The sequence below is a fragment of the Pseudomonas sp. Pmew2 genome (genome assembly GCF_058129885.1).
The window spans coordinates 985,001-997,603 of sequence record NZ_CM176702.1 but is presented as its reverse complement, the minus strand read 5'-3'; the positions used below and the strand labels follow the sequence as shown (position 1 = coordinate 997,603).

Sequence of the window (12,603 nt, the reverse complement as noted above, 5' to 3'; positions counted from 1 at the left end):
ACCGCCCTGCCCCCGATTCGCGTCACGTGTTATTCGGTTTCCAGATCGATATCGATACCGAGCGAACGGATTTCTTTGATCAACACGTTGAAAGACTCGGGCATGCCCGGCTCCATACGGTGATCGCCGTCCACGATGTTTTTGTACATCTTGGTACGACCGTTCACATCGTCCGACTTCACTGTGAGCATTTCCTGCAGAGTGTACGCCGCGCCGTATGCTTCCAGCGCCCACACTTCCATCTCCCCGAAACGCTGACCACCGAACTGTGCCTTACCACCCAGCGGCTGCTGGGTAACCAGGCTGTACGAACCAGTGGAACGCGCGTGCATCTTGTCGTCCACCAAGTGGTTCAGCTTCAGCATGTACATGTAGCCAACCGTTACAGCACGTTCAAACTTGTTGCCGGTACGACCGTCGAACAGCTGCATCTGGCCGCTTTCCGGCATATCTGCCAGCTTGAGCATTGCCTTGATTTCGCTTTCCTTGGCACCGTCGAAAACCGGGGTAGCCATCGGTACGCCGTTACGCAGGTTCTTCGCGAGGTCCAGAATCTCGTTGTCGGTGAGGTCTTCCAGAGACTCCTGACGACCGCCGATTTCGTTATAGATCTCGTTGAGGAACTTACGCAGCTCAGCAACTTTACGCTGCTCTTCAAGCATGCGGTTGATCTTCTCGCCCAGACCTTTGGCCGCGAGGCCCAGGTGAGTTTCGAGAATCTGACCAACGTTCATACGCGAAGGTACGCCCAGCGGGTTGAGGACGATATCGACCGGCGTGCCATTGGCATCGTGCGGCATGTCTTCAACCGGCATGATCACGGAGACCACACCCTTGTTACCGTGACGACCGGCCATCTTGTCGCCCGGCTGGATGCGACGACGGATTGCCAGGTAGACCTTGACGATTTTCAGAACGCCTGGAGCCAGGTCATCGCCTTGCTGCAGTTTGCGTTTCTTGTCTTCGAACTTGTCATCCAGAAGACGGCGACGATCAACGATGTAGGCCTGAGCTTTCTCAAGCTGCTCATTCAGAGCATCTTCAGCCATGCGCAGTTTGAACCACTGACCATGCTCAAGACCATCGAGCACTTCGTTGGTGATCTCCTGGCCCTTTTTGAGGCCAGCGCCGCCTTCAGCTACACGGCCCACCAGCGCAGAGCGCAGACGTTCGAAAGTAGCGCCTTCGACAATACGGAACTCTTCGTTCAGATCCTTGCGGATCTCGTCGAGTTGCGACTTCTCGATGGACAGGGCACGCGCATCACGCTCGACGCCATCACGGGTGAAGACCTGAACGTCAATGACAGTACCCTTGGTGCCGGTCGGCACGCGCAGGGAAGTATCTTTAACGTCGCTTGCTTTCTCACCGAAAATCGCGCGCAACAGTTTTTCTTCCGGAGTCAGCTGGGTCTCGCCTTTCGGAGTGACCTTGCCCACCAGGATGTCACCAGCGCCAACTTCGGCACCTACATAAACGATACCGGCTTCGTCCAGCTTGTTCAGAGCCGCTTCACCCACGTTCGGGATGTCGGCGGTGATCTCTTCAGGCCCAAGCTTGGTGTCACGAGCCACACAGGTCAGTTCCTGAATGTGGATCGTTGTGAAGCGGTCTTCTTGAACTACACGCTCGGAGAGGCAGATGGAGTCTTCGAAGTTGAAACCGTTCCAGGCCATGAACGCGATGCGCATGTTCTGACCCAGAGCCAGCTCACCCATATCGGTAGACGGACCGTCAGCCATGATGTCGCTACGCTGAACACGGTCACCCTTGCTCACCAGAGGACGCTGGTTGATGCAGGTGTTCTGGTTCGAACGGGTGTATTTGGTCAGGTTGTAGATGTCTACACCTGCTTCACCTGTTTCTACTTCGTCATCAGCAACGCGAACAACGATACGGCTGGCGTCGACAGAGTCGATCACGCCGCCACGACGAGCCACGACGCAAACGCCGGAGTCGCGGGCAACGTTGCGCTCCATGCCAGTACCTACCAGCGGCTTGTCGGCACGCAGGGTCGGTACAGCCTGACGCTGCATGTTCGAACCCATCAATGCGCGGTTGGCGTCATCGTGCTCGAGGAACGGGATCAGCGATGCGGCTACCGACACAACCTGCTTGGGCGAAACGTCCATCAGGGTGACATCGGCTGGTGCCTTGACGGTGAATTCGTTCAAGTGACGCACAGCAACCAGCTCGTCGATCAGCTCTTGCTTGTCGTTCATTGCAGCCGAAGCCTGAGCAATGACGTGGTCCGCTTCTTCGATCGCCGAAAGGAAGACGATTTCTTCGGTGACCAGACCTTCCTTGACCACACGGTACGGGCTCTCGAGGAAGCCGTACTGGTTGGTGCGGGCATAGGCCGCCAGGGAGTTGATCAGACCGATGTTCGGACCTTCAGGCGTCTCGATCGGGCAAACACGGCCGTAGTGAGTCGGGTGAACGTCTCGAACTTCAAAGCCGGCGCGCTCACGCGTCAGACCGCCAGGGCCGAGCGCGGAAACACGACGCTTGTGCGTGATCTCGGACAGCGGGTTGTTCTGGTCCATGAACTGGGACAGCTGGCTGGAACCGAAGAACTCCTTGACCGCCGCCGCAACAGGTTTGGCGTTGATCAGGTCCTGAGGCATCAAGCCTTCGCTTTCTGCCATGGACAGACGTTCTTTGACAGCGCGCTCGACACGGACCAGACCTACACGGAACTGGTTCTCGGCCATCTCGCCAACGCAACGAACGCGACGGTTACCGAGGTGGTCGATGTCATCGACGATGCCTTTGCCGTTACGGATATCAACGAGGGTCTTGAGGACCGCTACGATGTCTTCCTTGCACAACACACCCGAACCTTCGATTTCGGTACGACCGATACGACGATTGAACTTCATCCGGCCTACAGCAGACAGGTCATAACGCTCAGGACTGAAGAACAGGTTGTTGAACAGCGTTTCGGCTGCATCCTTGGTTGGCGGCTCGCCAGGACGCATCATGCGATAGATCTCGACCAGCGCTTCCAGCTGGTTGCTGGTGGAGTCGATCTTCAGCGTGTCAGAGACGAACGGACCGCAGTCGATATCGTTGGTGTACAACGTCTCGATGCGAACAACCTGAGCCTTGGCGATCTTGGCCAGGATTTCAGTGTTCAGCTCAGTGTTGCACTCGGCAATGATCTCACCGGTTGCCGGATGCACGATGACCTTGGCAGTGGTACGACCCAGGACATAGTCCAGAGGTACTTCCAGCTCTTTGATCCCGGCTTTTTCCAGCTGGTTGATGTGACGAGCGGTAATACGGCGACCCTGCTCGACAATGACCTTGCCCTTGTCGTCCAGAATATCCAGAACGGCAATTTCACCACGCAGGCGCTGAGGCACCAGCTCCAGACTCAGGTTTTCGCCGCGCACATGGAATACGTTGGTGGTGTAGAAAGCATCAAGCACTTGCTCGGTGGTATAACCCAGAGCGCGCAGAAGTACGGATGCAGGCAGCTTGCGACGACGGTCGATACGGACGAATACGCAGTCTTTCGGATCGAACTCGAAGTCCAGCCACGAACCGCGGTAAGGAATGATACGAGCGGAGTAAAGCAGCTTACCGGAGCTGTGCGTCTTGCCACGGTCGTGGTCGAAGAATACGCCAGGCGAGCGGTGAAGCTGAGACACGATAACGCGCTCGGTGCCATTGATTACAAAGGTACCGTTTTCAGTCATCAGGGGGATTTCACCCATGTAGACTTCTTGCTCTTTGATGTCCTTGATCGCTTTGTTCGACGATTCTTTGTCGAAAATGATCAGACGGACCTTGACCCGCAAAGGTACTGCGTAAGTCACACCGCGCAGCACGCATTCCTTGACATCAAATGCCGGTTCGCCCAAGCGATAACCTACATACTCCAGCGCAGCATTGCCGGAGTAGCTGATGATCGGGAAAACGGATTTGAAGGCTGCATGCAGACCGACGTCGCGGAACTGATCTTTGGTCGCTCCCGCCTGCAGGAATTCGCGATACGAATCCAGCTGGATGGCCAAGAGATACGGCACATCCATTACGTCCGGCAACTTGCTAAAGTCCTTGCGGATACGTTTTTTCTCAGTATATGAGTAAGCCATCAGCGTTCCCCAGCTTGGTCACCTGCTTGTTTGGCTCCCTCCCGACGGAAGCAGCCAGAAAATCTTGCAAACCCCTTGGTTTGCGCCACCGCCATCGGTGGATACAGCACATTACAAACGTTGACAGCGCCAATCGTCTATAACGGAAAAAGGCCGGTGGCAAAAGCCACCAGCCATCAGCCTTTCGCTAATCGCGTGGGCTGGACACTCAAAGTCGATGCTTATTTCAGCTCGACTTTAGCGCCTGCTTCTTCCAGAGTAGCTTTGGCTTTGTCAGCTGCGTCTTTGGCAACAGCTTCCAGAACCATTGCTGGCGCGCCGTCAACGACTGCCTTGGCTTCTTTCAGGCCCAGACCGGTCAGTTCACGTACTGCCTTGATCACGTTAACTTTCTTCTCGCCAGCTTCCAGCAGCATGACGTTGAATTCAGTTTGTTCTTCAACAACAGCAGCAGCAACAGCTGGACCAGCCGAACCGGCAGCAGCGGTAACGCCGAACTTCTCTTCGAACGCCTTGATCAGCTCTACAACCTGCAGAACGGACATTTCAGCTACGGCGTTAAGGATATCGTCTTGAGAGATGGACATGACTCAATTTCCTGAATTGGGGGACGGCCTACGCGACCATCAAAATAAACAAAAATACGCGAAAAGATCTGACTCAGCCTTAGGCTGCAGCTGCTTCTTTTTGGTCGCGAACAGCCGCCAGAGTACGAGCCAACTTGCTGGTAGCGCCTTGAATCACGCTCATCAGCTGAGAAATTGCTTCGTTACGGGTCGGCAGGCTTGCCAGTACATCGATCTGATTAGCTGCGAGGAACTTGCCCTCGAACGCAGCTGCCTTGATCTCGAACTTGTCCTGACCTTTGGCGAATTCCTTGAACAGACGGGCAGCAGCGCCAGGATGTTCGTTGGAGAACGCAATCAAGGTCGGGCCAGTGAACACGTCGTTGAGGACACTGAATTCAGTGTCAGCAACAGCGCGCTTGAGCAGGGTGTTACGTACAACACGTACGTAAACGCCAGCTTCACGAGCCTCTTTACGGAGTCCGGTCATAGCGCCGACCGTCACACCACGGGCATCAGCCACGACAGCGGACAGACCAGCTTTGGCAGCCTCGTTGACTTCAGCGACGATGGCCTTCTTGTCTTCGAGTTTAATTGCCACGGGTTTAACTCCTGCTTGTTACCGTTTCATCCGACCGGAGTCAGATGTCGTTTTGGTGTCTGATTCGGTAAGGAACCGGGAGCACCATCTGCGTAGGCTTGAGGTTTAAGACTTGCGTCGCCTACGGTCTTGGATAGCCCCCGCCAGGCAGGGACCCCAATCTTTCAAACGGTACGGCGTCAAAACCGCACCGCTTCTGTCTTACGCTTCCAACGAACCCTGGTCGATGACCAGGCCGGGGCCCATAGTGGTGCTCAGGGTGATGCGCTTGACGTAAATACCTTTCGAAGAAGCAGGCTTGATACGCTTAAGGTCAGCGATCAGGGCTTCAACGTTTTCCTTCAGCTTGACAGCGTCGAAACCGACCTTGCCAACGGAAGTGTGGATGATGCCGTTTTTGTCGGTGCGATAACGAACCTGACCAGCCTTGGCGTTCTTGACGGCGTTAGCCACGTCAGGAGTAACGGTGCCGACTTTCGGGTTAGGCATCAGACCACGAGGACCGAGAACCTGACCCAACTGCCCCACAACGCGCATTGCGTCCGGGGAAGCGATAACGACGTCATAGTTCAGATCGCCCGCTTTCATTTCAGCAGCCAGATCGTCCATACCAACGCGATCAGCACCGGCAGCCAGAGCAGCTTCAGCAGCAGGGCCCTGGGTGAACACTGCAACGCGTACAGTTTTACCAGTGCCGTGCGGCAGTACGGTAGCGCTACGAACAACCTGGTCGGACTTACGAGGATCGACACCCAGGTTAACAGCAACGTCTACAGACTCGCTGAACTTGACGGTCGACAGCTCGGTCAGCAGGGCTGCGGCGTCTACGAAATTGTAAGACTTACCAGCTTCGATCTTGCTGGCGATTGCCTTTTGACGCTTGGTCAGCTTAGCCATTACACACCCTCCACGTTAAGGCCCATGCTACGAGCGGAACCGGCGATAGTACGCACGGCCGCTTCCATGTCAGCTGCAGTCAGATCCGCGTTTTTTGCTTTAGCGATATCTTCCAGCTGAGCACGAGTCACGGTGCCAACTTTAACGGTGTTCGGGCGAGCCGAGCCGCTGGTCAAGCCTGCAGCTTTCTTCAGCAGAACCGATGCAGGGGTACTTTTTGTTTCGAAAGTGAAGCTACGGTCGCTGTATACAGTGATGATCACTGGAGTCGGCAAGCCCGGCTCAATACCCTGAGTACGGGCGTTGAACGCTTTGCAGAATTCCATGATGTTCACACCGTGCTGACCCAGAGCAGGACCAACTGGCGGGCTTGGGTTAGCCTGAGCGGCTTTCACTTGCAGCTTGATGTATGCGGTTATCTTCTTGGCCATGAGGCACTCCAATTACGGGTTCAAGCGCCAATAAAGGCTCCCCAGTTACTTACGCGTATATCCCAGTGACGAAAAAACCCCACAGCCTTGGGCTGCGGGGGTATGGGATTCCAGCTCAGTTATGCCTTTTCGACCTGACTGAACTCTAGCTCTACCGGGGTAGAGCGTCCGAAAATGAGCACCGCCACTTGAATCCGGCTCTTTTCGTAGTTAACTTCTTCAACCGTGCCATTGAAATCGGCGAACGGACCGTCGGTGACACGAACAACCTCACCCGGCTCGAACAGCGTTTTCGGCTTCGGCTTGTCGCTACCATCAGCAACGCGACGCAGAATTGCTTCTGCCTCTTTGTCAGTGATCGGAGCAGGCTTATCTGCGGTACCGCCGATGAAGCCCATGACACGCGGGGTGTCCTTGACCAAGTGCCAAGTACCCTCATTCATGTCCATCTGAACAAGCACATAACCTGGAAAGAACTTGCGTTCGCTTTTGCGTTTCTGGCCATTACGCATTTCAACCACTTCTTCAGTGGGAACCAGAATTTCGCCGAAGCCATCTTCCATGCCTGCCAGCTTCACACGCTCGATCAACGAGCGCATGACATGCTTCTCGTAACCCGAGTAAGCATGCACTACGTACCAACGCTTAGCCACGGGACACCCTTAGCCAACTATCAAGGAAACAAGCCAGCCGAGCAGGGAATCAAGCCCCCACAACAGCAACGCCATAACCAGCACAACTGCCACAACGATCAACGTGGTTTGAGTGGTTTCTTGGCGAGTAGGCCATACGACTTTACGAATCTCAGCGCGAGCTTCTTTCGCCAAAACGAAGAAGGCTTTACCCTTACCGGTCTGCAGCGCGACAAATGCAGCTGCAGCAGCAATCACAAGGAGAGCAAGAACGCGGTACAGGATCGGCTCAGCAGAATAATACTGATTACCGACAACACCCACGACAACCAAAACGACTACCAGGAGCCACTTCAGCATATCAAAGCGAGAGTCTGATGCTTCAGCCTTGGGATTCATCTACGGAGATCCTGTGAAAAGAAAGCCAGATTACATCTAGGAAATCTGGCAGGTCAGGAGGGAATCGAACCCCCAACCTACGGTTTTGGAGACCGTCGCTCTGCCAATTGAGCTACTGACCTAAAAGCAAAATCAGGCCGACCATTATGCGGACCTGACGAGAGTTTTTCAACACCTTATTCAGGGAGCGCCTTACAGGTGACGCACTCCGAACAAGCTTCAAGCGGATCACGCACAGCGCAACCACCTAAAACAAAGGCAGATATTTTCATATCTGCCTTTAGCAATGGAGCTCTTGAGCGGATTTGAACCGCTGACCTCACCCTTACCAAGGGTGTGCTCTACCAACTGAGCTACAAGAGCAAAACACAATGCATGAACCACAAACCTGGAGCGGGTAGCGGGAATCGAACCCGCATCATCAGCTTGGAAGGCTGAGGTTCTACCACTAAACTATACCCGCGCAATTTGCAGATCGCGCCAAATCTGGTGGAGGGGGAAGGATTCGAACCTTCGAAGTCGTAGACGTCAGATTTACAGTCTGATCCCTTTGGCCGCTCGGGAACCCCTCCTAAGCGAGGCAGAATTCTCAACTCATGCCGCCCTTCTGTCAACCTTTTTCTCAGTAAAAACCTGAGGTTACATGCGTTGACTACTACCACCCCGTTCGCGAGACTTTCACCTCGCTGCGAAGCGGGCGCCATTCTATGTAAACTACTCAGCAGTTGCAATGCCCTCGCACGACATTATTTGATTTTTTAATTGCGGGAAATCCTGACTCAATTGATTGATCACACCTACCTCCACAAGACGTCGGCTTTCCGGGGCAATCCTTAACCAGTAGGCCGTCGCCCCATTCGTTTGCAGCGACTGAAATTGAGACTGGATATCCAGACTGTTCAAGCGCTGCTCCACCAGGCGAGCATCCTCTTGCCTCGCAAAGCCACCGACATACAGGCACTTCGTGTCGGCATCATGCGACATGCGCCCCGCATCCGACTCACTAAGCAGGCGAATATCCTGCTGGGGAGCGCGATGCAACGACAATGGCATGACCTCTTTAGCCCTAAGCGGAGCCTCCTGCTGATGCCAGAGGTAATAAAAGGCATTAAGCATCAACAGCAGAAGAAATAACCAACGCATAGAGACCTCAACGCAAAGGGCAAGCCAGAGCCAGACCCACGAAGACCAGATCAGGAACAATACGAGCCCCCGGCAGTACATCCGCAACCAGCGCAGCATCCCCGCCAGTCACAAAAATAGCAAAATCGTTGCCCCAGTACCCCTGCGCTATCTCAATCTGAGTCAATGCAAACCCACGAAGCATCAACGAGCAGCCGCGCTCTACAGCCTCTGCAGTCGCACGCCCGGGAACAAGACGGGCAAGGGCTTTTTCAGCCTCTGTGTTGTCATATCTGATGCGACGGGTATGGGTACGCAACTGATTGCGCATCAAGGGCATTCCAGGACAGATAAAGCCACCGAGATGCGCACCACCGGCGTCGACAAAATCAGACGTCACAGCAGTTCCCAGGTCAATCACCAGGCACGCGCTTCTGGCGAGATGGTAAGCACCTACGAAAGCCAGCCAGCGGTCCAGCCCCAGACGCGCGAAGTCGTCATAGCCATTTGTCACGCCAGCAAGCTCTTGAGCAGGTTCCGCGCAGACAGGCGCAACGGAAAAGGTGTCAGCCAGCAAAGAGACAAGCCTCGCCGTTTCTTCGGCACTACGCACACTCACCAGACGGCAGTCAGTGAATGATGTGTCAGGCAGACTACTCAAGTGCATCAGCAAGGCAGCATCGGAGTCCACAACGCCGCCGCTAATCACTGCCGCATCGTTCTTCGCCGTTATCCGCCACTTGATGAAGCTGTTGCCACAGTCGAGCTCAAGAATCATCTCGCAACCTCAGGCTGAGCTCGCCACCACTAAAGCTCTTTTCTACCCCATTCACTTCCAAACGCAACGCTCCAAGCGAGTCGACCCCCAACACTAGCCCTTCAACTGCCTCAGCGCCTGAAAGCAATCTGACAGCAGCTCCCTGCCATAAATGTCCGCGCTCCCACTCACCCTGAAAAGCCACGAAGCCTTCTTTGCGATGAACTGCCAGAAGAGACTCAAGCTGACTGCTTATAAGGGCTGCAATCCGATTCCGATCAGCAAGGCTGCCCGTTTCGAGTCGAATCGACGTCCATAGTTGATCCACTTCGCTCGATGACCGCATGTTCACGTTCACCCCTATTCCGATGATCACATGACAAACGTCTGCCGGATCCCCAACAAGCTCGAGCAAAATGCCAGCAATCTTCTGTCTTCCGACCAGCACATCATTAGGCCATTTCAGGCCCGCGCCTTGAACCCCAATGTCGCGCAGTACGTTCATCACAGCCAATCCGACCAAAAGGCTGAGACCTTCCAGCTGACGCATTCCACCATCAATGCGCAGGACCAGACTGTAATAAAGGTTCTCGGCAAATGGACTTACCCACTTTCGCCCCCGCCTCCCCCTTCCCGAGGTTTGCTGCTCGGCCACTACCAGTAAAGGCATGGGAGCCCCGTGAGCAATCAGACGCGTGGCCTCTGCATTGGTTGAGTCGATAGTGTCGTAAGTGCGTACAGACCAGCTGGCGGGGAATCCGCACTGAGCTATGCCAGCGGGGCTTAAAAGCGAAATAGGCGTTGCCAGTCGATAACCCCGTCCGCGCACTTTATGCACCTCTATGCCTAGGTCAGCTTCAAGCTGCTGAAGCTGCTTCCAGACCGCACTGCGGCTTATGCCGAGGGCATTGCCTAATACCTGTCCAGAATGAAATGCACCATCGGCAAGAAGCTTTAACAAGGTCAGCATTTGGAGTCGCCCGGCAATGAGGCACGCATAATAGCCACGCAGAGGCATGCTGCATAGAAACGAAAACGTATTTTCATGGCAGTTTTTGTGCAGCAGAAAAACAAAAACCCTCAACGCGTAAGCGATGAGGGTTTCTGGAATTTAATCTTGACGATGACCTACTCTCACATGGGGAAACCCCACACTACCATCGGCGATACATCGTTTCACTGCTGAGTTCGGGATGGGATCAGGTGGTTCCAATGTTCTATGGTCGTCAAGAAATTCGGGTACCGAATCGTGCCATGCGGCGCGCTTCAGCAAATCGGGTATGTGATAGCTCGGTGCGGTTGTGACGCAAACCTTCGGTTCATGTCATCTTCACAGTCACCGCAATCTGATGCTCCTGTCAGGAAGTCCACTCAAATTGCTTGGGTGTTATATGGTCAAGCCTCACGGGCAATTAGTATTGGTTAGCTCAACGCCTCACAGCGCTTACACACCCAACCTATCAACGTCGTAGTCTTCGACGGCCCTTTAGGGAACTCAAGGTTCCAGTGAGATCTCATCTTGAGGCAAGTTTCCCGCTTAGATGCTTTCAGCGGTTATCTTTTCCGAACATAGCTACCCGGCAATGCCACTGGCGTGACAACCGGAACACCAGAGGTTCGTCCACTCCGGTCCTCTCGTACTAGGAGCAGCCCCTCTCAAATCTCAAACGTCCACGGCAGATAGGGACCGAACTGTCTCACGACGTTCTAAACCCAGCTCGCGTACCACTTTAAATGGCGAACAGCCATACCCTTGGGACCGGCTTCAGCCCCAGGATGTGATGAGCCGACATCGAGGTGCCAAACACCGCCGTCGATATGAACTCTTGGGCGGTATCAGCCTGTTATCCCCGGAGTACCTTTTATCCGTTGAGCGATGGCCCTTCCATACAGAACCACCGGATCACTAAGACCTACTTTCGTACCTGCTCGACGTGTCTGTCTCGCAGTCAAGCGCGCTTTTGCCTTTATACTCTACGACCGATTTCCGACCGGTCTGAGCGCACCTTCGTACTCCTCCGTTACTCTTTAGGAGGAGACCGCCCCAGTCAAACTACCCACCATACACTGTCCTCGATCCGGATAACGGACCTGAGTTAGAACCTCAAAGTTGCCAGGGTGGTATTTCAAGGTTGGCTCCACGCAGACTGGCGTCCACGCTTCAAAGCCTCCCACCTATCCTACACAAGCAAATTCAAAGTCCAGTGCAAAGCTATAGTAAAGGTTCACGGGGTCTTTCCGTCTAGCCGCGGATACACTGCATCTTCACAGCGATTTCAATTTCACTGAGTCTCGGGTGGAGACAGCGCCGCCATCGTTACGCCATTCGTGCAGGTCGGAACTTACCCGACAAGGAATTTCGCTACCTTAGGACCGTTATAGTTACGGCCGCCGTTTACCGGGGCTTCGATCAAGAGCTTCGCTTGCGCTAACCCCATCAATTAACCTTCCGGCACCGGGCAGGCGTCACACCCTATACGTCCACTTTCGTGTTTGCAGAGTGCTGTGTTTTTAATAAACAGTCGCAGCGGCCTGGTATCTTCGACCGGCGTGGGCTTACGCAGTAAATGCTTCACCCTCACCGGCGCACCTTCTCCCGAAGTTACGGTGCCATTTTGCCTAGTTCCTTCACCCGAGTTCTCTCAAGCGCCTTGGTATTCTCTACCCAACCACCTGTGTCGGTTTGGGGTACGGTTCCTGGTTACCTGAAGCTTAGAAGCTTTTCTTGGAAGCATGGCATCAACCACTTCGTGTTCTAAAGAACACTCGTCATCAGCTCTCGGCCTTGAGATCCCGGATTTACCTAAGATCTCAGCCTACCACCTTAAACCTGGACAACCAACGCCAGGCTGGCCTAGCCTTCTCCGTCCCTCCATCGCAATAACCAGAAGTACAGGAATATTAACCTGTTTTCCATCGACTACGCTTTTCAGCCTCGCCTTAGGGACCGACTAACCCTGCGTCGATTAACGTTGCGCAGGAAACCTTGGTCTTTCGGCGTGGGTGTTTTTCACACCCATTGTCGTTACTCATGTCAGCATTCGCACTTCTGATACCTCCAGCAAGCTTCTCAACTCACCTTCACAGGCTTACAG

The 12,603-nt window shown here is 54.3% G+C and carries 10 protein-coding genes, 4 tRNA genes and 2 rRNA genes (1 of these 16 running past the window's edge); all 16 read right to left on the bottom strand.

The features are described 5' to 3' along the window. Nucleotides 1-29 precede the first annotated feature (29 nt). A complete protein-coding gene (gene rpoB, locus AC4ANK_RS04495) occupies nt 30-4,103 on the bottom strand; it encodes a DNA-directed RNA polymerase subunit beta (RefSeq protein WP_003317110.1) in 4,074 nt (1,357 codons plus the stop codon). Between the two features lie 221 nt (nt 4,104-4,324). Next, nucleotides 4,325-4,690 (bottom strand): 50S ribosomal protein L7/L12, encoded by a 366-nt coding sequence (rplL, locus tag AC4ANK_RS04490; RefSeq protein WP_002555497.1) that lies wholly within the window; start codon nt 4,688-4,690, stop codon nt 4,325-4,327. A gap of 79 nt (nt 4,691-4,769) precedes the next feature. Beyond that, nucleotides 4,770-5,270 (bottom strand): 50S ribosomal protein L10, encoded by a 501-nt coding sequence (gene rplJ / locus AC4ANK_RS04485; protein WP_002555498.1) that lies wholly within the window; start codon nt 5,268-5,270, stop codon nt 4,770-4,772. Nucleotides 5,271-5,471: 201 nt separating this feature from the next. Continuing rightward, complete coding sequence (gene rplA, locus AC4ANK_RS04480) at nt 5,472-6,167, bottom strand: 50S ribosomal protein L1 (RefSeq protein WP_002555499.1); 696 nt, start codon at nt 6,165-6,167, stop codon at nt 5,472-5,474. Then, entirely contained in the window at nt 6,167-6,598 is a 432-nt protein-coding gene (gene rplK, locus AC4ANK_RS04475) for a 50S ribosomal protein L11 (protein ID WP_002555500.1), read from the bottom strand. Before rplK ends, rplA begins: the two co-directional genes overlap by 1 nt. A 119-nt stretch (nt 6,599-6,717) precedes the next feature. Continuing rightward, nucleotides 6,718-7,251: a transcription termination/antitermination protein NusG gene (nusG, locus tag AC4ANK_RS04470; RefSeq protein ID WP_002555501.1), complete on the bottom strand. Its 534-nt coding sequence runs from the start codon at nt 7,249-7,251 to the stop codon at nt 6,718-6,720. A gap of 9 nt (nt 7,252-7,260) precedes the next feature. Further along, nucleotides 7,261-7,629: a preprotein translocase subunit SecE gene (gene secE, locus AC4ANK_RS04465; RefSeq protein WP_002555502.1), complete on the bottom strand. Its 369-nt coding sequence runs from the start codon at nt 7,627-7,629 to the stop codon at nt 7,261-7,263. 46 nt (nt 7,630-7,675) lie between these two features. Continuing rightward, nucleotides 7,676-7,751 (bottom strand) — tRNA-Trp (locus AC4ANK_RS04460). A gap of 165 nt (nt 7,752-7,916) precedes the next feature. Further along, a tRNA-Thr gene (locus AC4ANK_RS04455) sits at nt 7,917-7,992 on the bottom strand. Nucleotides 7,993-8,018: 26 nt separating this feature from the next. Next, nucleotides 8,019-8,092: transfer RNA gene (locus AC4ANK_RS04450), tRNA-Gly, on the bottom strand. Between the two features lie 24 nt (nt 8,093-8,116). Continuing rightward, a tRNA-Tyr gene (locus tag AC4ANK_RS04445) sits at nt 8,117-8,201 on the bottom strand. A gap of 142 nt (nt 8,202-8,343) precedes the next feature. Then, the gene (locus tag AC4ANK_RS04440; protein WP_002555503.1) at nt 8,344-8,772 is read right to left on the bottom strand and encodes a hypothetical protein; all 429 of its coding nucleotides are present in this window, start codon (nt 8,770-8,772) and stop codon (nt 8,344-8,346) included. A gap of 7 nt (nt 8,773-8,779) precedes the next feature. Further along, nucleotides 8,780-9,529: a pantothenate kinase gene (locus AC4ANK_RS04435; RefSeq protein ID WP_031596235.1), complete on the bottom strand. Its 750-nt coding sequence runs from the start codon at nt 9,527-9,529 to the stop codon at nt 8,780-8,782. Beyond that, complete coding sequence (gene birA / locus AC4ANK_RS04430) at nt 9,519-10,478, bottom strand: bifunctional biotin--[acetyl-CoA-carboxylase] ligase/biotin operon repressor BirA (protein WP_002555505.1); 960 nt, start codon at nt 10,476-10,478, stop codon at nt 9,519-9,521. Before birA ends, AC4ANK_RS04435 begins: the two co-directional genes overlap by 11 nt. 145 nt (nt 10,479-10,623) lie before the next feature. Continuing rightward, nucleotides 10,624-10,739, bottom strand: a 5S ribosomal RNA gene (gene rrf, locus AC4ANK_RS04425). A 160-nt stretch (nt 10,740-10,899) separates the two neighbouring features. Then, nucleotides 10,900-12,603, bottom strand: a 23S ribosomal RNA gene (locus AC4ANK_RS04420); it runs 1,189 nt beyond the window's last position.